The organism is Streptomyces sp. NPDC090442 (assembly GCF_044769405.1).
Classification (GTDB): Bacteria; Actinomycetota; Actinomycetes; order Streptomycetales; family Streptomycetaceae; genus Streptomyces.
On record NZ_JBIVXW010000001.1, the window covers coordinates 382,573 to 402,251 of the forward strand.

The 19,679-nt window shown below is 71.7% G+C and carries 17 protein-coding genes and 1 tRNA gene; 10 read left to right on the top strand and 8 right to left on the bottom strand.

Going from position 1 to position 19,679, the window contains the following annotated elements; translation table 11 throughout:
- Nucleotides 1-8 precede the first annotated feature (8 nt).
- Nucleotides 9-1,145 (bottom strand): SPFH domain-containing protein, encoded by a 1,137-nt coding sequence (locus tag ACIQU6_RS01745; protein ID WP_403479621.1) that lies wholly within the window; start codon nucleotides 1,143-1,145, stop codon nucleotides 9-11.
- A 278-nt stretch (nucleotides 1,146-1,423) separates the two neighbouring features.
- Between ACIQU6_RS01745 and ACIQU6_RS01750 the strand changes: the two genes are divergently transcribed.
- From ACIQU6_RS01750 to ACIQU6_RS01760, 3 genes are all read left to right on the top strand, one after another.
- Complete coding sequence (locus ACIQU6_RS01750) at nucleotides 1,424-3,085, top strand: FAD-binding dehydrogenase (protein WP_403479622.1); 1,662 nt, start codon at nucleotides 1,424-1,426, stop codon at nucleotides 3,083-3,085.
- Complete coding sequence (locus tag ACIQU6_RS01755; RefSeq protein ID WP_403479623.1) at nucleotides 3,082-3,903, top strand: SDR family oxidoreductase; 822 nt, start codon at nucleotides 3,082-3,084, stop codon at nucleotides 3,901-3,903. Before ACIQU6_RS01750 ends, ACIQU6_RS01755 begins: the two co-directional genes overlap by 4 nt.
- Before the next feature lie 303 nt (nucleotides 3,904-4,206).
- Nucleotides 4,207-4,890, top strand: a complete 684-nt coding sequence (locus tag ACIQU6_RS01760; protein WP_403479624.1) for a TetR/AcrR family transcriptional regulator — start codon at nucleotides 4,207-4,209, stop codon at nucleotides 4,888-4,890.
- Nucleotides 4,891-4,930: 40 nt separating this feature from the next.
- Here ACIQU6_RS01760 and ACIQU6_RS01765 read toward each other — a convergent pair whose 3' ends face one another.
- Nucleotides 4,931-6,400 (bottom strand): aminopeptidase P family protein, encoded by a 1,470-nt coding sequence (locus ACIQU6_RS01765; protein ID WP_403479654.1) that lies wholly within the window; start codon nucleotides 6,398-6,400, stop codon nucleotides 4,931-4,933.
- 156 nt (nucleotides 6,401-6,556) lie between these two features.
- The gene (locus ACIQU6_RS01770) at nucleotides 6,557-8,092 is read right to left on the bottom strand and encodes a PP2C family protein-serine/threonine phosphatase (RefSeq protein ID WP_403479625.1); all 1,536 of its coding nucleotides are present in this window, start codon (nucleotides 8,090-8,092) and stop codon (nucleotides 6,557-6,559) included.
- Between the two features lie 758 nt (nucleotides 8,093-8,850).
- On the opposite strand from ACIQU6_RS01770, the gene ACIQU6_RS01775 reads away from it, so the two are divergent.
- Together ACIQU6_RS01775 and ACIQU6_RS01780 are read left to right on the top strand one after the other, a co-directional pair.
- Nucleotides 8,851-9,561, top strand: a complete 711-nt coding sequence (locus tag ACIQU6_RS01775; protein WP_403479626.1) for a bifunctional DNA primase/polymerase — start codon at nucleotides 8,851-8,853, stop codon at nucleotides 9,559-9,561.
- Between the two features lie 224 nt (nucleotides 9,562-9,785).
- Complete coding sequence (locus tag ACIQU6_RS01780; RefSeq protein WP_403479627.1) at nucleotides 9,786-10,325, top strand: hypothetical protein; 540 nt, start codon at nucleotides 9,786-9,788, stop codon at nucleotides 10,323-10,325.
- Between the two features lie 237 nt (nucleotides 10,326-10,562).
- Here the strand turns inward: ACIQU6_RS01780 and ACIQU6_RS01785 are convergent, their stop codons facing one another.
- The gene (locus ACIQU6_RS01785; RefSeq protein ID WP_403479628.1) at nucleotides 10,563-11,531 is read right to left on the bottom strand and encodes a DUF5926 family protein; all 969 of its coding nucleotides are present in this window, start codon (nucleotides 11,529-11,531) and stop codon (nucleotides 10,563-10,565) included.
- Nucleotides 11,532-11,704: 173 nt separating this feature from the next.
- Nucleotides 11,705-12,397 (bottom strand): ATP-binding protein, encoded by a 693-nt coding sequence (locus ACIQU6_RS01790; protein ID WP_403479629.1) that lies wholly within the window; start codon nucleotides 12,395-12,397, stop codon nucleotides 11,705-11,707.
- On the opposite strand from ACIQU6_RS01790, the gene ACIQU6_RS01795 reads away from it, so the two are divergent.
- A complete protein-coding gene (locus ACIQU6_RS01795; RefSeq protein ID WP_274919408.1) occupies nucleotides 12,354-12,479 on the top strand; it encodes a hypothetical protein in 126 nt (41 codons plus the stop codon). The genes ACIQU6_RS01790 and ACIQU6_RS01795 overlap by 44 nt on opposite strands.
- Before the next feature lie 58 nt (nucleotides 12,480-12,537).
- Here ACIQU6_RS01795 and ACIQU6_RS01800 read toward each other — a convergent pair whose 3' ends face one another.
- Nucleotides 12,538-13,431, bottom strand: coding sequence for a glycerophosphodiester phosphodiesterase family protein (locus ACIQU6_RS01800; protein WP_403479630.1), 894 nt, complete (start codon nucleotides 13,429-13,431; stop codon nucleotides 12,538-12,540).
- 344 nt (nucleotides 13,432-13,775) lie between these two features.
- Between ACIQU6_RS01800 and ACIQU6_RS01805 the strand changes: the two genes are divergently transcribed.
- Nucleotides 13,776-15,269, top strand: coding sequence for a S1C family serine protease (locus ACIQU6_RS01805; RefSeq protein WP_403479631.1), 1,494 nt, complete (start codon nucleotides 13,776-13,778; stop codon nucleotides 15,267-15,269).
- A gap of 43 nt (nucleotides 15,270-15,312) precedes the next feature.
- A tRNA-Ser gene (locus tag ACIQU6_RS01810) sits at nucleotides 15,313-15,399 on the top strand.
- A gap of 176 nt (nucleotides 15,400-15,575) precedes the next feature.
- Here ACIQU6_RS01810 and ACIQU6_RS01815 read toward each other — a convergent pair.
- On the bottom strand, nucleotides 15,576-15,752 hold the full coding sequence (locus tag ACIQU6_RS01815; protein ID WP_403479632.1) for a hypothetical protein: 177 nt from the start codon (nucleotides 15,750-15,752) through the stop codon (nucleotides 15,576-15,578).
- A gap of 1,257 nt (nucleotides 15,753-17,009) precedes the next feature.
- Between ACIQU6_RS01815 and ACIQU6_RS01820 the strand changes: the two genes are divergently transcribed.
- On the top strand, nucleotides 17,010-17,801 hold the full coding sequence (locus ACIQU6_RS01820; protein ID WP_403479633.1) for an NUDIX domain-containing protein: 792 nt from the start codon (nucleotides 17,010-17,012) through the stop codon (nucleotides 17,799-17,801).
- Here the strand turns inward: ACIQU6_RS01820 and ACIQU6_RS01825 are convergent.
- Nucleotides 17,785-18,825 carry an XRE family transcriptional regulator gene (locus tag ACIQU6_RS01825; RefSeq protein ID WP_403479655.1) on the bottom strand — a complete coding sequence of 347 codons (1,041 nt, stop codon included), beginning with the start codon at nucleotides 18,823-18,825 and terminating at the stop codon, nucleotides 17,785-17,787. The two genes, ACIQU6_RS01820 and ACIQU6_RS01825, sit on opposite strands and share 17 nt — an antisense overlap.
- 433 nt (nucleotides 18,826-19,258) lie before the next feature.
- Here ACIQU6_RS01825 and ACIQU6_RS01830 point away from each other — a divergent pair, with 433 nt between their 5' ends.
- Nucleotides 19,259-19,588, top strand: coding sequence for a hypothetical protein (locus ACIQU6_RS01830; RefSeq protein ID WP_403479656.1), 330 nt, complete (start codon nucleotides 19,259-19,261; stop codon nucleotides 19,586-19,588).
- Nucleotides 19,589-19,679 lie beyond the last annotated feature (91 nt).

Consider the following 19,679-nt stretch of genomic DNA (forward strand, 5'->3'; position numbering starts at 1 on the left):
GGCGGTGGTCACGCCTGCGGCGGCAGCGGGGGCGGGGTGGCGCGGAAGTGCGGGGCGAGCTCCGGCACGTTCTCCACCGGCTGCCACGAGGCCATGCCCTCCCGCCAGGCGAGCATGCCCGGCCGGATCGCGCCCGAGCCGATGTGCCCGGTGAACGTCGCGTGGTCGTAGGGGCCTTGCTGCTGCCCGTCCACGGCCACGTACCACTGGTGCTGCTGACCGGGCAGCGGCGGCGGAACGGCCGCGCCACCCGGGGCCGGTGCGGCCGACGGCTGCTGGCCCTGCGGCTGGTTCTGCTGGGGCGCGAACGCCTGCGCCATCTGCTGGCCGGCGGCCATGCCGAGCCCCAGGCCGATGCCCTCGCCGGCGCCGCCGGGGTTGTTCGCCGCGTCCCGGATCGCGTCCGCGGCCTGGAGGCGCGCGTAGTTGTCGACGTTCCCGATGATGCCCATCCGGCTGCGGGCGTCGATGGCCTGCTCGACCTCGGGCGGCAGCGAGATGTTCTCGATGATGAACTTCGGGATGGACAGGCCGTGCGAGGGGGCCAGTTCGTCGGTGAGCGCCTTGGCCAGCCGGTCGCCGAGCTCGCCCTGGCGCGCGGCGAGGTCGAGCATCGGGATGCCCGAGCCGGCCAGCAGCGTGCCCAGCCGCCCCACGATCAGCTGTCGGAGGTACTCCTCGACCTCCTCGGTGCGGAACTGCGGGTCGGTGCCGGCGAGTTCGGTGATCAGCTTGGCGGGGTCGGAGACCCGCGCCGCGTAGCCGCCGAAGGCCCGCAGCCGCACCATGCCGAACTCCGGGTCCCGGACCGTGACCGGGTTCTGGGTGCCCCACTTCAGGTCCGTGAACTGCCGGGTGGTGACGAAGTAGACCTCTGCCTTGAACGGCGAGTGGAAGCCGTACTTCCAGCCCTGGAGGGTCGCCAGGATCGGCAGGTTCCCGGTCTGGAGCTCGTACATGCCCGGCGCGAAGACGTCGGCGATCCGGCCCTGGTTGACGAAGACGGCGGCCTGCGACTCGCGCACGATGAGCTTGGCGCCCATCTTGATCTCGTTCTCGTAGCGCGGGAAGCGCCAGACGATCGTGTCCCGACTGTCGTCGGTCCACTCGATGATGTCGATGAATTCGCCGCGTACGCGGTCCATGAAGCCCACGACAGGTCCCCCAGTTCGCTCCGCCCGCCCCGGCCGGGCCGTTGCCGGCGGCGACGGGGACGGAGTCCGTCCGCTCGAATGTCCCGCTCATAGTAGAAGCCGGGCCCGGGGGCGGGGGGTGGTGGCTCCGGGTGGCCGGTGCCCGGACGGTCCTTGTTGCGGCACCGGCACATCGGATACGTTCCCGTATCGGTTTGTTACGGACATGGACGCGACAAGGCTGTCGGCCGGTGCGCGGGCGGCCACCGCGGAACCGTAGAGGAGCTCCCATGAGTGAGGACGCCGACGTCATCGTCGTCGGGGCCGGGCTGGCCGGACTGGTCGCCACCCACGAACTCACCCGCGCGGGACGGCGGGTGATCGTGGTCGACCAGGAGAGCGGGGCCAACCTCGGTGGCCAGGCGTTCTGGTCGCTGGGCGGGCTGTTCCTGGTGGACAGCCCCGAGCAGCGGCGGGCCGGCATCAAGGACTCGCCCGAACTGGCGCTGTCCGACTGGCTGGACTCGGCCGGCTTCGACCGCGAGCGGGAGGACCACTGGCCGCGGCAGTGGGCGCAGGCGTACGTGGACTTCGCCGCCGGCGAGAAGCGCCGCTACCTCCACGACCTGGGGCTGCGGCTGACCCCCACCGTCGGCTGGGCCGAGCGCGGCGCCGGCACGGCCAGTGGGCACGGCAACTCCGTGCCCCGCTTCCACCTCACCTGGGGCACCGGCCCCGAGGTCGTCCGGGTCTTCGCCGAGCCGGTGCGGGCCGCGGCCGAGCGCGGGCTGGTGCGGTTCCGACACCGGCACCGGGTCGACGAGTTGATCGTGGAGAACGGGGCGGCGGTCGGGGTGCGCGGCACCACGCTGGTGCCGTCGGACCTGCCGCGCGGCGTGGCCTCCTCGCGCGAGGCCGAGGGGGAGTTCACGCTCCGCGCGCAGGCGGTGGTGGTGACCTCCGGTGGCATCGGCGGCAACCACGAACTGGTCCGCAGGAACTGGCCGGTTGACCGGGTCGGCCCGGCCCCCACGTCGATGATCACCGGCGTGCCCGCCTACGTGGACGGGCGGATGCTCCAGATCACCGAGCGGGCCGGCGGCTCGCTGGTCAACCGCGACCGGATGTGGCACTACACCGAGGGCATCAAGAACTGGGACCCGATCTGGCCCGACCACGCGATCCGGATCATCCCCGGCCCGTCCTCGCTGTGGTTGGACGCCACCGGACGGCGGCTGCCCGCGCCGCTCTTCCCCGGCCACGACACCCTCGGCACCTTGCGCCACATCCTGCACACCGGCCACGACCACACCTGGTTCCTGCTCACCCGCTCCATCGTGGAGAAGGAGTTCGCGCTCTCCGGCTCCGAACAGAACCCGGACATCACGGGCAAGGACCTCAAACTCGCCCTGGCGCGGGTGAAGAAGGGCGCGCCCGGCCCGGTCCAGGCGTTCCTGGACCGCGGGGAGGACTTCGTCGTCCGGCGCACCCTGCGCGAACTGGTCGCCGGGATGAACGCCCTGGAACCGTCGACTCCCCTGGACTACGCGCAGGTTGAGCGGGAGGTGCTGGCCCGGGACCGGGCGGTGGCCCACCCCTACTCCAAGGACCTCCAGGTGATGGCGGTGCGCAACGCGCGGGAGTACTGGCCGGACAAGCTCACCCGGGTCGCCAAACCGCACCGGCTGCTCGACCCGGCGCACGGCCCGTTGATCGCGGTCCGGCTGCACGTGCTGACCCGTAAGACGCTGGGCGGGTTGGAGACCACCTTGGAGTCGCAGGTGGTCCGGCCGGACGGGGAGCCCTTCGACGGGCTCTACGCGGCCGGCGAGGTGGCCGGCTTCGGCGGCGGCGGGGTGCACGGCTACAACGCGCTGGAGGGCACCTTCCTGGGCGGCTGCATCTTCTCCGGCCGGGCGGCGGGCCGGGCGCTGGCCCGGAGGCTGGCGTGAGCGGCCGCACGGCCGCCGACGGGGGCGGGCGCACCGCGCTGGTGACCGGGGCGTCCTCCGGCATCGGCGCCGCGGTGGCGGCGGCGCTGGTCGCCCGCGGCCACCGCGTCCTGGGGACCAGCCGCGACCCGGGAGCCGTCGCGGCGCCGCTGCCCGGCGTCCGCTACCTCCCGCTCGACCTCGCCGACGAGGCGTCCATCGAGGCGTGCGCGGCCGCCGCGGGCCCGGTCGACGTGCTGGTCAACAACGCCGGCGAGAGCCAGAGCGGCCCCTTCGAGGAGCTCCCGACGGCCGCCGTCCGCCGCCTGTTCCAGCTCAACGTCTTCGGCGCCGTCCGCCTCACCCAACTCCTGCTGCCCGGAATGCGGGAGCGCGGCCACGGCCGGGTGGTGATGGTCGGCTCCATGCTGGCCAGCTTCCCGCTCGCCTACCGCTCCTCCTACGTCGCCTCCAAGGCCGCGCTCAAGGGCTTCGCGGACGCCGCCCGGCGCGAACTGGCGCCCTACGGCGTGGCGTTGACCACCGTCGAGCCGGGCTCGATCGCCACCGGCATCAGCGCCCGGCGCACCGACTACCTCGCCGACGGCTCGCCGTTCGCGGACGGGTACCGCACGATGCGGGCCGCCCTCGACGCCAACGAGGCGCGCGGCACCGCCCCGGAGCGCGTCGCCGCCACCGTCCTGAAGGCGATCGAGGCACCCCGTCCGCGGTCGCACTACGCGGTCGGCAGCAACGCCCCCGCGGTCTTTCTGCTGCGGCGGCTGCTGCCCGACGCGGCGGTGGAACGGATGGTGGCCCGCCGGCACGGGCTGCGCTGAGCGACGCCGGGGGCGGGAAGCCAGGAGGAGGGAACCCGGGAAGTTGGCGAGGTCCGGAGCGGGCAAGTCGGGGGGCGCACAAGTCCCGGGAAAATGACGGGAATTCGCCGCTGCGGAGAGGCGGGCTGCGCGGTCTCGCGGGAGGAGGACCTCCCCCGCGGCGTCCCCTGTCCCGGCGAGACCAGCGCGGCACCAGGACTAACGCGAAGTTGCTCGCGTTAATCTGTGTTGGACAATACTTGGCCAGAACCCGCACTGCAATCCGCGCTGCGATCCGCACTACGACCCCGCAACGGAGCCGCCGTGACGACCGCGCATCAGGCCCCGGGCGAGAGCCGCCCCGGAGGGCGTACGGCCCGCACCCGGCGCGCCGTACTGGCCGCCGTCTCCGAGGAGTTGGCCGAGGGCGGCTTCGCCCGGCTCACCATGGAGCGGGTGGCCCAGCGCTCCGGTGTCCACCTCGCGACGCTCTACCGCCGCTGGCGCAGCGTGGACAAGCTGGTCTGCGAGCTGCTGGTCGAGGTGAGCCACGAGGTGCCGCTGCCGGACACCGGCGGCCTCCAGGGCGATCTGCGGGCGCTGGCCCACGCGATAGGGCGGTTCTACGGGGCGGCCCGGACCCGTTGCCTGATCGAGGCGGTGGTCGCCGCGGCGGCCCGCGACCCCCAGGCGGCCAACGCGCTGCGGAGCTTCTTCGACGAACGGCTGGGGCTGGCCGGGGCGATGGTCCGGCGCGGCATCGAGCGCGGCGAACTGCCCGCGGACACCGACCCCAAGGCGGTGATGGCGGCGCTCGGCGCGCCCTTCTACTACCGGATCCTGATCGCCCGCGGCGCGGTGGACCCGGCCCTCGCCGAGTCCACCGCCACCGCCGTCTGGGCCGCGGCCCGCGCGGGCGCGTACGCCACCGCCGGGGGCGGCGAAGGCGCCACCGGCGAAGGGGACTTGAGCGACAACGACGACGGCGCGCCGGGGCGGGCGGTCTGAGCCGCCCGCCCCGGCGCGCCGTTTCGGTCGCGCGCGGGGCTCACTTGCCGAGCAGGTCCGCCATCCACGCCTCGACCTCGTCCGACCGGCGCGGCAGCGCCGTCGACAGGTTGCGGTTGCCGTCCTCGGTCACCAGGATGTCGTCCTCGATCCGGATGCCGATGCCGCGGTACTCCTCGGGCACGGTCAGGTCGTCCGCCTGGAAGTACAGGCCGGGCTCGACGGTCAGCACCATGCCGGGCTCCAGCGTGCCGTTGACATAGCTCTCGGTGCGGGCCGCGGCGCAGTCGTGGACGTCCAGGCCGAGCATGTGGCCGGTGCCGTGCAGGGTCCAGCGGCGCTGGAGGCCCAGCTCCAGGACCCGCTCGACGGGGCCCTCCACCAGGCCCCACTCCACCAGCTTCTCGGCGAGCACCCGCTGGGCCGCGTCGTGGAAGTCGCGGAAGGAGGCGCCCGGCTTCACCGCCGCGATGCCGGCCTCCTGGGCCTCGTAGACCGCGTCGTAGATCTTGCGCTGGAGGTCGGTGTAGCGGCCGTTGATCGGCAGGGTGCGGGTGACGTCCGCGGTGTAGAGGGTGGTGGTCTCCACGCCCGCGTCCAGCAGCAGCAGTTCGCCGGAGCGGACCGCGCCGTCGTTGCGGACCCAGTGCAGGGTGGTGGCGTGCGGCCCGGCGGCGCAGATGGAGCCGTAGCCGACGTCGTTGCCCTCGACCCGGGCGCGCAGGAAGAAGGTGCCCTCGATGTAGCGCTCGCTGGTCGCCTCGGCCTTGTCCAGGACCTTGACGACGTCCGCGAAGCCGCGCGCGGTGGAGTCCACGGCCTTCTGGAGCTCGCCGATCTCGAACGCGTCCTTCACCAGCCGGGCCTCGGAGAGGTACACCCGCAGCTCTTCGTCCCGCTCCGCGGTGACCTTGTCGTGCAGCGCCTGCTCCAGCGGGGCGTCGTACCCGCGGACCACCCGGACCGGGCCGGTGGCCTCCTTGAGCTGCTCGGGCAGCTCGCGGACGTCCTTGCAGGCGATGCCGAGCAGCGCCGCGGACTCGTCGAGGCTGTGCCGGCGGCCGACCCACAGCTCGCCCATGCCGTTGAGCCAGAACTCGCCGTTCTCGCGGTTGGAGCGCGGCAGGCGGTAGAGCGTCTGCTCGTGGCCCTCGGCGCCGTCGGGGCGCGGCTCCAGGACGAGGACGCTGCCGTCGGTCTGGTCGCCGGTGAGGTAGACGTACTCGGTCGCGGCGCGGAAGGCGTACTCGGTGTCGTTGGCGCGGGTCTTGAGCAGGCCCGCGGGGATCACCAGGCGCTCGCCGGGGAAGCGCGCGGAGAGCGCGGCGCGGCGGTCGGCGGCGTGCCCGGCCTGCGCGATCGGTGCGAGGTCGCGCAGCTCGGTGTCGGCCCAGCCGCTCTTCATGTTCTCCGCGAGCTCGTCCGAGACGCCCGGGTACAGGCCGTTCTTGCGCTGCTTGATCGGCTGCTCTTCCTCGTCCGGGGTCTCCGGAGTGAGCTCGTCGGTCACCATGCCTCCTTTTAAGGCGCTTAAGACTGAACCGGATTCCATCGTAAGTGTGAGCGGAAAACGGTCCAGAGGCCGGAAGCCACGAGCTGTCGTGCGCCGCGCGCACAAAGGGTGGGCGCCGTCGCGCCCACCCCTATGACCTGCGGTTTCTCTTCCCTACTCGGCGAAATACGCCGCGAGCAGAACCACGTCCTCCTCCGAGGAGGGGTCGTCGAGGCCCTGCGGCAGCACGGTCGTGACGATGTGGTCGACGACCGCCTCCGGGTCGTGCCGGCTCGCCCGGGGGACGCCGGCGGCCGCGGAGTGCAGACGGGCGAAGGCCCGGTCCATCGGCTCGCCGGTGCGGTGCAGCAGCCCGTCGCTGTAGAGCAGCACGGTCTCGCCGGGGGCCGGTTCGATCTCCACGCTGGGCGCCTCCCAGCAGGCCAGCATGCCGAGCGGCGCGGAGAGCGAGGTCTCCACGAACTCCGCCCGCAGGTCGCCGAGGACCAGCGGCGGGCAGTGACCGGCCCCGGCCAGCACCATCTTGCGCGGCGCCGGGACGTCGAGCCCCGGCGGCAGCGCGGGCGCACCGGGCCCGCCCGCGGCCCCCGGTGGCGGCTCGGTGAAGGCGAACAGCGCGGTGGCGCTGCGGGCCGGCTCGGTCAGCCGCATCAGCAGCTCCAGGTCGGAGAGGACCGCGACCGGGTCCTCGCCCTCCATCACGGCGTAGGCCCGCAGCGAGGCCCGCAGCCGCCCCATGGCGGCCACCGCGCTCGGCCCGGACCCGGTGACCGAGCCCACCGCCAGCCCGAGCGCGCCGTCCGGCAGCGCCAGCGCGTCGTACCAATCGCCGCCGCCGCGCGGCCCGGTGGCGTGCCGCACCGCGAGCCGGACGCCGGGGATCCGCGGCAGCCTGCTGGGCAGCAGCTCCGCTTGCAGGGTGCGGGCGGTCTGTCGGCTGCGGTGGAGTTCGAGGAGCCGGGCGAGGTGCTCGGAGGCGTGCACCCGGTAGAGGCCGACGAGGTGGCGCCGGCGGTCGCCGGGCTCGGCGGGCTCGTCGTAGAGCCAGACCGCGGCGCCGATCCGGCCGACGGAGTCGGCGGCCAGCGGCACGGCGTAGCTGGCGGCGTAGCCGAGGCGGGCGGCGACCTCGCGGAGCCGGGGGTCGAGGCCCTGCTCCCCGGGGATGTCCGGCTCGGCGATCTCGGTCCGGGCCTCGGGGTCGGCGCCGTCGGCCGCGCCGGGCTCGGGCAGGCCGTCCAGTATCCGCGCGAACGACAGGGCGCGGCGCGGCACGGTCTCGATGTGGCCGATCTCGGCGTGGCCGAGGCCGAGGCCGACGGTGGTGCGCGGACCGAGGCCGTCCTGCGGGTCCAGGACGACCAAGCCGCGGCGGGCGCCGACGAGGAAGGCGCCGGCCCGCAGGAGTTCGCGCAGCGCGTCCTCCAACGTCCGGGTGCGGGCGAGCCGTTCGGTGAGGTCGTGGAGGGTGCTGAGGTCGGAGATCCAGCCGGCCAACCGGTCCTGGATGGCGGCGATCCGCTCCACGGGGGAGGGTGCGGCGGGGGCGTCCGGCGCGCCGGAGCGGGCGCCGTCCTGGGGAGCGTCGGTGTCGGACGGGCCGTCAGTGGAGGCGCCGGCGGAGGCAGGCGTCACATGAGGATCGGTAGTGTGCGTGGGAGAGGGGAGAGCTGGTTCGATTCCAGCCACTTTCGGGACGTGCGCGGCGCTCATGGCCGGCGACCCACGTCGCGCCCGGCAAATCCCCAGGTCAGGCCGCGATGTGGCAGGGAGTGCGGCGTTTGTTTGAGTGATGTTGTGCGGTACTGTCGCCCGCTCAATTTCCTCAATAGCATCGCAAACCCCCATGTCATGCTGCTCCGCTATCAATGCCTCCACATGTACACGCACCGGCGATGTGATGTCCAGCACTGTCCCTTTGAGGTTTGTGGTGTCAACGAGGTCTGTAGATTGGCCTGAAAACAGCCCCCCGGGCGTCAATTTGCGGTCTGCTGGCGGCGATCAGCAGCGCGTCATATCCACCGTGGCGGGTACCTACTCGGATAGGTGCGGGGGCAGTTGGGACCGCACCGGAACTCTCCGGCGGGCACCGGCGTCCTATACGGCGACACCGCGACGCACTCCACCAGTGGTGGGATGGCACACCGGAAGCGCAAGCGCCATGCGCGCGCCACCCTCCGCCACGTTCCACGCCCGGTGTACGGCGTGATGCGCTGCCTCGTACACGCGGTGACCAGAGCGCCACGTGTGGTGATCGAGCGCCATCGACCTTCGGGTCGCACAACCCGGCCGGCCGGCCGAACCGCATGACCGGGCCCAAAGCACCAGCTCGTACCGGCCCGGAGCACCACAACGGCAATTGCGAACGGCATGCACCAACGGTGTCAGCTCACCGACGTGCAGTGCGAAGGACCAGCCCTCGGCGTAACGGAAAGGAACGAGCGCTCATGCGCGAGATCCTCGGAAGGCGACGCAAGCCCCTGTTCCGGCGCGGCGGGAGGTCGGCGCTGCTCGGTGCGGCGCTCCACTGCGCCACCGAGTGGCAGTGGCCCGTCCTCCCGGGCGTCGGGCTGCGGCCCGCCGGCCGGCAGCAGGCGGGCGGGCGGCTCGGCCTCGGCGAGCGGGCGCCCCGCCGCTGCAATTGCCCCGATCCCGACTGCGTGGTGCCGGGCGCGCACCCCTTCGACCCGGGGCTGTTGGCGGCCACCACCGACCCGAAGATGGTGCGGTGGTGGTGGACCAACCGCCCGGACGCGCCGATCGTCCTGGCGACCGGCGGCCGGGCCCCGTGCGCGGTGAGCCTGCCCGCGGTCGCCGGGGCCCGCGCGCTGGCCGCGCTGGACCACTTCGGCGTCCGCACCGGCCCCGTGGTGGCCACCCCGACCCGTTGGTCGCTGCTCGTATCGCCGTACGGGCTCCCGGAGTTGGGCGAGCTGCTGAGTTCCCGGGACTGGGTGCCCAGCTCGCTGCGGTTCCACGGCGAGGGCGGCTATCTGGTGCTGCCGCCGTCCCCGACCGGTGCCGGCAAGGTCCGTTGGGAGCGCCCGCCGGCTTCCACCCGGGTCGCGCCCCGGTTGCCGAAGGTCGCCACGATCGTCGACGCGCTGGTCACGGCGAGCACCGCCACCCCCGACGGCGGCAGTCGGCTCGCGTACTGAAGGCCCCTCCGGTGCGACGGCGGCCGCACCGGGAGGTGGCCGGAAAACGCGCCTCTCCGGTTCACCCGTAAGGGTGTGAGCGGTCGTTGGGGGCCGTGGGATCCCCGGGGTCGGACATCCGGTGCCACTCCGGTGGGCCGATAGGTTCGGCGCACCGTCCGCCGGTCGCGGACGGCACTGCCCCCGCCTCCCCCGCCCCGTCGTACCTCTCGCAAGTGGGTCCCATGCAGCGTGCGCGGATTCTCCGCCTGACCGGGCTCGCCGGCACCGCCGTGCTCGCCCTCACCGTCCCCCTGGCCGCCGCGACGGCCGGCCCGGCGGACCGGGCCCAGCCGCCGGCCGCCCGCACGGCCGCCGACGCCCCCGCCGAGCCGCTCGCCGACCTCGTCGGTGCCCTCCTCACGAGCGGCCGCACCGCCCACTGCGGGCCCGAACTCCCCGCCCGGCACGGGCTCACGGCCCGGACCTGCGTCCTCACCGAGGGCGGCCGCACCTGGGCGCGCACCTCGTTCCGGAACTCCACGGGTGAACCGCCGCGGGCCGCGTTGACGCTGCTGCGCCCGGACGGCCGGAACAGCCAGGCGGATTGCGTGGTTCCGGCGGGCGGGGCGCCGGGCGTCTGCGAGACCCCGGGCGGTCCGACGGCGCGCGGGACGCGGGTGTCCTACGGGGCGGTGGCGGAGTTCTCCGACGCGGCGGGGGAGCGGCTGCGGCTGCGCTCGGGCGCCAACTGGACGCCGGGCGGCGGGAGTTCACAGCGGTGAGGGCCCGACCCTGGGCGGGCGGCGGCCCGGGGCCGCGCGACGCGCGTCCGGACATGGAAGCGCCCGGTCGCTGGCGACGGGGGATGCACCAGCGACCGGGCTCTTAGAACCGTAACAAGAGATCGGCGGTTCGCAAATTCGATCGTGGAATTCCGGACGCGGATTTACCGGTGGGCACCGGGGAGTTGCCGCACCGCTGTGACCGGTCTCACGTCCACGGTCGTGTCGTCGGGCCGGTCAGCTCAGCGTGACCTGACGGTTGGTGAGCCCGCCGCGGGCCCGGCGCTCCTCGGTGGTCAGCGGCGCGTCCGTGGCGAGCGCCTTGGCCAGCCGCTCCTGGAACGCGGCGGCCGGACCGGCGACGTCGTCGGCGCTCATCGAGGACGGCAGGTCCCACACCGGGACGACCAGGCCGTGCGCCCGGAACGAGCCGACCAGCCGGGTGCCTTCACCGAGCGCGGAGGTGCCGGCCGCGTGCAGCCGGGCGAGCGCGTCGAGCAGTTGCTCCTCGGGGTGCTCGGTGACCCAGCGCAGGTGGTTCTTCTCCGGGGCCTCGCACCAGTACGCGCCCTCCAGGCCCGGGATGCGGGCGGTGGGGATGGCCGCGGCGTTGGCCCGCTCCAGGGAGGCGGCGACCTCGCCGGTGGCGTTCTCGGCGTTCTCCACCCAGAACTCGAAGCCGGTGTGGACGGTCGGCTCAAAAGGAGCGTCCAGGTCCAACAGGTCCTGCAGCCGCGGCCCGTCGGCGGGGGCCCGCCCGGCGGCGACCGGGTGGCCGGGCTCGGTGGTCAGCGCCCGCTGGAGGGTGTCGGCGAGGTCCCGGCTGATGTCGCCGGACGAGGTGTCGTTCTGGAGGCCGAGCAGCACCGCGCCGTTGTCCCGGCGCAGCGCCGGCCAGGCCATCGGCAGCACGGTGGCCAGCGTCACCGAGGGCACGCCCTCGGGCAGCCCGCCCTTGAGTGTCAACGGGGCGGTGGCGGCGGGCACCAGCTCGCGCAGCGCGACCCAGTCGCACTCGCCGGGCAGCCCCTCGAACGGGCGCCGCACCAGCTCGGTGACGGCGTGCGCGGCCTGCCGGCCGTGGCACGCCTTGTAGCGGCGGCCGGAACCGCACGGGCAGGGCTCGCGGGCGCCGACCACCGGCACCTCGCCGTCCTTGATCTGTACTGCTGCGGCCCGGGGCTGGGGGCGGCGCTTCTTGGCCATGGCGACGGTGCTCCTGGTGGTTCCTGGTCGTACGGACGCGTTCCGGCGCGAGCCTAAAGGAGAGCGGTGCCCGCGGCGCCGGCAACATCGCCGGGAGCGTCGCGAACGCGTCGCAGCGCGGAGCGGGCCGCCGTGTGCGGGGCGGCTCGTTGATGGTCCACCGGGGGCGCCCGCTAGGGGAGTTCGTCGAACTCCGCGAAGGCCAGGCCGGTCGCGCCCCGGCCGTTCCGCGGCCGACGGGACGCGCCCTCGCGCGGGGCCTTCCGCGGCGAGAGCGGCAGCCCGACGGCCATGTCGGTCGTCAGGTCGGCGGTGAGGTCCGCCCCCAGGTCCACGCGCGTAGCGAACGCGCCCTGAAGCGAGAGGGCGGCCCAGACCGTGACCTCTCCCGGGGTGGAGTCGCGCACGCCCCAGTCCTTGGCGAGCGAGCGGATGATCGCCAGCCCCCGGCCGCCGCGCGCGGTGACCGACGGCGTGGCCGGAACCGGACGGGTCGGCCCGCCGCCGTCGGTGACCGCGATGGTCAGTCGCCCCTGCCCGTCGATCCGCCAGGCCGCGCGGACCGAGGCGCCGGGAGCGGAAGCGGAATCCGACACCGCATCCGGCGCGACGCCGTAGCTGTCCGCGGATGCTCGCGCGGATGCGGAATCCGGTGCCTGGGCTTCGCATATCGGACGCGCATGGCGACACGCATTGCTCAGCAGTTCCGAAAGGACCAGGACCGCGTCATCAATGACTGTGTCCTGAACTCCACTTGCCAACAGCTCTTCTCGCATGCGCCGCCTGGCCATGCCGACACCCGCTGGACCATGGGGTACGGCCATGATCGACGACGTCGGCACCTCTTGTGCCACCACCAACGCCACCCCCGAGACCTCCTTTGCCCCACGCCACGGGATGGATGCCCCAATGGACTGGACCGGAAACCGGCCAACCGACACGCAGTGACGCACTCGACACCGTCGAATACGGGCCGAGTGCGCCGGGGCACACCCCGTAAGGAGCCTTACCCCAGGCCGAGTTGCTTACGTACCTGTTTGGGGCGGTTCGTAATGATTGCGTCCACCCCCAAGTCGCGGCACAGCTCCACGTCTGACGCCTCGTTGACCGTCCAGACGTGCACCTGGTGGCCGGCCTGGTGGGCCCTGGCGACGTACTCCGGGTGCGCGCGCAGGATCCGTACGCCGGGGCCGGCGATGCGAACGCCGGGCGGCAGCCGGCCGTCCCGGTGGCGGGGGGTGAGGAACTGCATCAGATAGACGCCCGGGATGTCCGGGGCCGCGGCTCGTACGCGGTGCAGGGAGCGCGCCGAGAAGCTCATGACGCGCACCGGCGGCGCCCAGTCGGGGGTGGCCGGTTTCGTATGGCCGAAGCGCGCCAGCAGTTCGACCAGCCGCTGCTCCACCTGTCCGGCCCAGCGGGTCGGATGCTTCGTCTCGATGGCCAGCTCGACCCGTCGGTCCGCGTCCGCGACCAGCTTCAGCAGTCGCTCCAGGGTCAGTACGGAGGTCCGCTCGGCGTCCTCCTCCTGCTGCCAGTCCGGCTCCTCGTCCGCGCTCACCGGCCGCCCGGTGGCGCGCGCCAGCCGCTCGACGAGGCCCTTGTGCTCCAGCCCCTTCCAGGACCCGAAGTCCAGCGCGGCGAGATCGGCCAGCTCCAGCGCGGAGACCGCCCCGCGACCGTTGGACGTGCGGTTCACCCGCCGGTCGTGGACGCAGACCAGATGGCCGTCGGCGGTCAGCCGGACGTCGCACTCCAGCGCGTCCGCCCCGTCCTCGATCGCCCTCCGGTACGCGGCCAGGGTGTGCTCGGGGACGTCCTCGGACGCCCCGCGGTGGGCCACGACGGAGATGGCGGGACGGCCCGGACGGGCGTCCTCTGCGGGGCGCGGGTAGGTCACCGCGTCATCGTGTCATCCGCCGCCCCGCCCCCGCCCGACAGAAGATCACCGGCCCCTGGCACCCCCGCCACCGCGGGCGGCGACTATGCCCTCCTCTGGCCGGACTCGTCCGCATTAAGTCACAGGTTCGGCTTACGGTGCCCTGACGGGCCATAGGGAAAGCTGGGGGAGGCTGGGCGGTGTCCGGGGCGGTGGGGGCCTCGTCGACGGCCGCCGGCGGATCCCCCGGGCGACCACCGGGACGGTCGGGACTCGCCCGGAGCGGCGGGATCCCGGATGCTGGAATACCGGAGCGGTCCCTTGGGCCGGCACCGCCGTGAAGCACGCTGACTGAGGAGAGAGCTGTGAGCACCGAGAACGAGGGAGCCGGAGTCCCGTCGGAGGCCAAGCCGCCGACCGGGCCGCAGCCGGACAGCGCCCCCGCGCCCGCCTCCGGCGACCAGACTCATGACGCACCGCCCGCGCCGGCCACGCCCCCCGCCGCGCCCCCGCCGCCGGACTACGCCCCCCGGGCCGCCGGCCCGGCCGACGAGGACCGCACCCAGCAGCTCCCCCCGACCCCGGCCGCCGCTCATTCGGAGCAGCCGCCCGGCACGCCCACGGGCCCCCAGGCCCCGTACGCCGCGGCCGGCCACGGTTCCGGCGGTTGGGGCGCGCCCCCGCCCGGCGGCGGCAACCCCTGGGCCGCGCCCGACCACCGCCCGGCCCCCCAGCGGCGCAACGGCGGGCTGATCGCCGCGGTGCTCGTCGCCGCGCTGGTCGCCGGCGGCGTCGGCGGCGGCATCGGCTACTGGGCCGCGGGCCGCAACGACAACTCCTCGACCACGGTCTCCGCCCCCGGCGACGCCGGGGCGCTGAACCGCAAGCCCACCTCCGTCTCGGGGATAGCGCAGCGGGCGCTGCCCAGCGTCGTCACGATCGAGGCGCAGGGCGCCAGCGGCGACGGCGGCACGGGCACCGGCTTCGTCTACGACAAGCAGGGCCACATCCTCACCAACAACCACGTGGTCGCCAGCGCCGCCGACGGCGGCCGGCTCACCGCGACGTTCTCCAACGGCAAGAAGTACGACGCCGAGGTCATCGGCCACGCCCAGGGCTACGACGTCGCCGTGATCAAGCTCAAGAACGCCAGCGGCGCCACGCTCAACCCGCTCCCGCTCGGCAAGTCCGCCAACGTCCAGGTCGGCGATGCCACCATCGCCATCGGCGCCCCGTTCGGCCTGTCCGGCACGGTCACCACCGGCATCATCAGCGCCAAGGACCGCCCGGTGGCCTCCAGCGACGGTGGCGGCAGCAGCGCCTCGTACATGAGCGCCCTCCAGACGGACGCGTCGATAAACCCGGGCAACTCCGGCGGCCCGCTGCTGGACGCCGGCGGCAACGTCATCGGCATCAACTCCGCGATCCAGTCGGCCGGCAACGGCGGCGGCGGATTCGGCGGCGAATCGGGCCAGTCCGGCAGCATCGGCCTGGGCTTCGCGATCCCGATCGACCAGGCGCGGCGGGTGGCGGAGGACCTGATCAAGACCGGGCAGCCGGTCTATCCGCAGATAGGGGTCCAGGTCGGCATGCGGGAGTCCGGTGACGGCGCGACCATCGCGCAGACCGGCAACAACGGCAGCGACCCGGTCACCCCGGGCGGCCCGGCCGACAAGGCGGGCCTGAAGCCGGGCGACACCATCACCAAGCTGGACAACACCATCATCGACAGCGGCCCGACGCTGATCAGCGAGATCTGGCAGCACAAGCCCGGCGACCGCGTCACCCTCACCTTCAAGCGCGGTGGCAAGGAGCACACCACCCAAGTCACCCTGGGGCAGCGCACGGGCGACAAGTGACGCGCTAGTCTGATCCCCGCGGCACCGCACCCCGGCGCCGCGGGGAGGCTTGCCCGAGCGGCCTAAGGGAACAGTCTTGAAAACTGTCGTGGCGGCAACGCCACCGTGGGTTCAAATCCCACAGCCTCCGCAGCTCAGCACAGCGAAACGGCCCCTGACCAGGAAGATCGGTCAGGGGCCGTTGCTCTGCCTACGTGCTTCGACTGCCCGGCCTTCCCCGTGATTCCCCGTCAGAACGGGCACGGTAGGGGCACGGTTGCTTCGGATCTTTCAGCGACTGTCGGAATCGGTCGGTGTAGGAGCGCTTCAGCTAGGCAAGGGAGAACGCTGCACTCCGCTGCCGCATCGCAGACCTGCAACCAGCAAGGCCACGAACCCCGCCGCGGTGAGATAGGCACCGATAACCCGCTCAGCGGGCTTCCAAGCGAGGATTACCACGACGATGATCGTGATCAGCCACGGCTGCCACTTCGGGATTGACACGCCCCTGCCCCTTGAGGAAAGACTCACTTGTGAACCTCCTTGGTTCAATGGCCCGCCTGGCCCTGCCGGCAAGCAACTGCGGCCAGGCGGGCTCTTGTTCTGACGCGAGGACGCTAGGCGAGATCAGCCACGGCGCCCAACGCCTGCGATTACTCTCGGCAGTCAAGATCCCAAAGTGAATACGGCGTGCTACTTCGAAGCCGCGCTGGGATGGCCCTAGAAGCCCCGGGCGGAAGTCATTTTCTTTCTACTCGCGAGTAGATCACGCAGAGTGTTGGCTCAATATCGTCGTCCACTGTTTCCCTCTGCCCGCACGCAACCACAGGTGGTGTGGAGAGAGTTTGAGGTCTGGCCCTTGGGGTGAGTGAAGGGGGCCCATACGCTGGTCAGCGGATCGGGCGGGTTTGTGGACCTGCCCGTTGTAGCCCGATGTGGGCCCCCTTCGTAGAGGCTCGCCCCAAGGGCCAGACCTTAAAGTCTCGGAGCGCCGCCGGCCCCAGCCCCCACTCACCCCACCACTTCCCCAGCCGCACATTCCCCGCCGCCCTCGGGGCTCCCGCCGGTGTCTTCCCGAACTTCGGTGCGCTCGGGCTGCACGCCTTCCTCGACTCGTGGGTGGCGGTGCCGGCCTGGCTGGTCGGGGGTGTTCGGTGTGGTGCTGGGCTGGTGGGGTGTGTGCTCGTTCCGGCGCGGTGTTGGGCGGGACAAAGCGTCTAGCGGATCATCCCGCGGGCACTGTGTGGCGCGGGGCCGGGGGGCCGGGCGGAGCGGGCCGGAGGCAGGAGCGGCGCCCGAGTCCCCGTGCCCGCGCCGGCCCGGTTGCCGGGCCGGTGGGGTGTGATCCGTAGCGGCGGCTGTCGAAGCCGTTGGCCCGAGCGTCGGATGCCGAAGGCAAGAGCCCCCATCACGCCCACGCCACGCGCTGCACGCCCCGGCCGGCACGGCAGCGGACCGTCGACCAAGGGGTAAGGAGTGGGCTCTGCTTGCTCGTTGACTTCCGTGGTGCTGGGCCGTGGCTACCTGGCGTCGGCGCAGGAAGACCCGGCAAGGGAACGGCCCCTCCCGCGAAGCTCCGAAGCGGCCACCCCTTCCCCCGACCGGAGGGAGGGGCTTGATGAGGTAGAGAAACCTGTAACAGCCCGCCCCTAAGGGCCTGTTTCTTGGGCGGCGCCTGGGAGATCGGTCTCTGTTGACCGTCATGCGTGGCGGCTACGCTGGGGCAGGCCAAGCGATAACAGCGAGGAGTGTGCTCAGGGGATGGGACCGAAGTCGGCACGGGCGTACCGCATGATCCGCGAACGGGTGGCGTCAGGCGAGTATGAGCCGGGCGAGAAGATTCCTTCTGAGCGCAAGTTGGAGACTGACCTTGGGCTTGGCCGGACGCAACTGCGCATCGTGTTGGGCAAGCTCGTTGAGGAGAACGTGCTTGAAAGGTACGCGCGCAGTTCGTACCGGGTTCCCGCCCGTGAGGTGAGTACCGAGAGCCCTGGTGAGCTAGAGCCGTGGCAGATCCACGGTGAGCGCACGATCTACGACAATCGTTGGGTGAAGCTGGCGCTCGTCGATGTTGAGCCGCCAGGTGTTGAGCGGTTCGAGCATCACGTTGTGCGACTGCATCATGTCGCGATCTCGGCTGTCCAGGACGATCAGGATCGGGTGCTGATGCTCTGGCGGTATCGCTTCGTGGCTGATCAATGGGGTTGGGAACTGCCCGGCGGCATCGTTGATGAGGGCGAGGACCCGCACGCGACCGCATTGCGGGAGTGCGAGGAGGAAACCGGTTGGCGACCGGACTTCCTGGAGCATGTAGTCACTTACCAGCCGATGATTGGGATGGTCGACTCGCCGCATGAGATCTACGTCGGCCGTGGTGCGAAGTTCGTTAGCGAGCCCACCGACACCGAGGAAGCCGGACATGTGGCTTGGGTGCCTCTGTCCGACATCCCGGGGATGATGGCGCGCGGGGAACTGTTGGGCTCAGGGACGCTGGTGGCTCTGCTGCACCTTCTCGCGTCACGCAAGGCCGCTATCTCTACAGGCGCTCCCTGAGCTGCTCGATCCGCCGCAGGTGACGTACCGATCCAGTGCGATTCGCCAGCAGACGTGCCTCCCGCAGGTGTTCTTGGGCCTGGGCGTACTCTTCGCGAGACAGGTGGGCTTGAGCTAAGTCGCACCGCAGTCCGGATGTGGCACGGATGAACGAAGGGTCGGCCGTGTCCAGTGCGGTGTAGAGACTGCCAAGTGCGTCATCGTCTCCCAGCATGGCCAGCACGTTCCCGCGCCATCGCTCCAGATGCCCACTGTTCAAGAAGATGCTCAACATGTCTGGGTCGCGCGTCTCGACGCCATTTGGAAGGCAGGCAACCGCTTTGTCGAGAGCGCGGCGGCTCTCGCCCTCCATGCCGGCCTTGGCACACAATTCCGCTTCGGCCGCATGCAACCAGGCGCGCAGCCGCGGTGACGCTTGCTGGCCCCCGAGGCGTTGGGCCTCGCGTACGAGGTCTACGGCAAGTCCAGGACGCCCGGCGTCGTGCAGCACGTAAGCCTGTTCGGCGGTGGCATGTGCGAGGTACATCGACTCGCCTGCCTCCTGAGCCGCGCGTTTTCCTAACTCGTAGTGCCGCCAGGCTCGTTCTACGGCACCGGCGTCAAGTGCCTGCCACGCCGCCAGGGTGGCAGCTCCGGCGAGTGCTGTAGCGACAGGGAGTCGCGCCTCGGGGAGGACGGCGAACGTGAGCGCGTCCTCCAAGGTCGCCAAGTGTCCGCTCATCTGGTCAATGAGTGCTGAGGCTCCCATCTGGCGGTCAACGGTGCGAAACAGCTCAGTCTGATCCGTGAATGTCTTCACCATGGTGAGACTGACGTTGCGCGCGGAGTCGATACGGCTCACCAGATCGTCGTAGCCGCCGACTTGAGGAACGACCGTGGAAGAGTGCCGGCCGAACAGCTCGTCATCAGTGACGCCAAGCACTGGACGCAGGATCTTCGCGTACCGCTCGCTGATAGTGCGCTTGCCGTTCTCCCACTCCGAGACGTAGACCCGCAGGCTTGCCGTCGACCCGACAGTGAGCATGTGTTGACGCGCGTATCGCTCGATCTCGCGCACCAGCCGCTCTTGGGGCCATTCGCGCGCATCTCGTATCTGTCGTAGCTGGTTGGACACCTGCACCGCCTCGCACGTGGTTCCTTCAGCCGTCTGCAACAGCATGCCGTACGTCGATGCAGGTCGGCATGGGTTAACACGATCGGTGTTAACCCCTGTTGGCTATCAGGGCGTTGAGTGACGCGGTTCTCTAGAAGTGTCGCAGGAAGGCGAGTTGAGGAAGCCGGAGCGCGACACTGGTTGACAACTGGTGCGCACCAGATGCAATCTATTGGTGCGCACCAGTTGGGAACGCGAAAGTCCTGCAACTGTTGGTCGCAGGACTCCCACAAACTCAATGCAGGAAGCGGCGCCCTACCGCCAAGCAAGCCGCCGCTTCCGCCCCTACGAGGGAGTTTCCATTATGCCGTCGTTCAAGATCGACCTTTCAACTGCTGTCGTGTTCGTGGCGACTGCGCCGGCGCCGAAGATGGCGAACAAGCAGACCGGGGAGCGTGCGGTGGATCGGGAGTCCGGTGCCGGGCTGTCCACCGTTGGCCTGCTGATCTCCGATGAGGGAGAGGGGAACCTGTACCAGGTGACCGTCCCGGAGACCGGTCTCCAGGAGAACCTGGCGCCGGGGATGCCGGTGAAGGTGACCGGCCTCAAGGCCCGGGACTGGGAGAACGAGTTCAACGGTCAGAAGCGGCACGGGATCGCTTTCCGCGCGGTCGCCATCACGGCCGGGGTCTGACCGTGACGGACCTGACTTCGGTACTGGAGACCGCGGGCGTCGTGGGTGCTGCCGGTGGCGCGGGTCTTGGGTATGCCAAGGTGCGTGCGCC

Excerpts from the sequence above, each read along its gene's own strand:
- ACIQU6_RS01745 (WP_403479621.1), bottom strand. The coding sequence starts at position 1,145 with ATGGACCGCGTACGCGGCGAATTCATCGACATCATCGAGTGGACCGAC.
- ACIQU6_RS01750 (WP_403479622.1), top strand. The coding sequence starts at position 1,424 with ATGAGTGAGGACGCCGACGTCATCGTCGTCGGGGCCGGGCTGGCCGGA.
- ACIQU6_RS01775 (WP_403479626.1), top strand. The coding sequence starts at position 8,851 with ATGCGCGAGATCCTCGGAAGGCGACGCAAGCCCCTGTTCCGGCGCGGC.
- ACIQU6_RS01780 (WP_403479627.1), top strand. The coding sequence starts at position 9,786 with ATGCAGCGTGCGCGGATTCTCCGCCTGACCGGGCTCGCCGGCACCGCC.
- ACIQU6_RS01785 (WP_403479628.1), bottom strand. The coding sequence starts at position 11,531 with ATGGCCAAGAAGCGCCGCCCCCAGCCCCGGGCCGCAGCAGTACAGATC.
- ACIQU6_RS01795 (WP_274919408.1), top strand. The coding sequence starts at position 12,354 with ATGATCGACGACGTCGGCACCTCTTGTGCCACCACCAACGCCACCCCC.
- ACIQU6_RS01820 (WP_403479633.1), top strand. The coding sequence starts at position 17,010 with ATGGGACCGAAGTCGGCACGGGCGTACCGCATGATCCGCGAACGGGTG.
- ACIQU6_RS01825 (WP_403479655.1), bottom strand. The coding sequence starts at position 18,825 with ATGCTCACTGTCGGGTCGACGGCAAGCCTGCGGGTCTACGTCTCGGAG.
- ACIQU6_RS01830 (WP_403479656.1), top strand. The coding sequence starts at position 19,259 with ATGCCGTCGTTCAAGATCGACCTTTCAACTGCTGTCGTGTTCGTGGCG.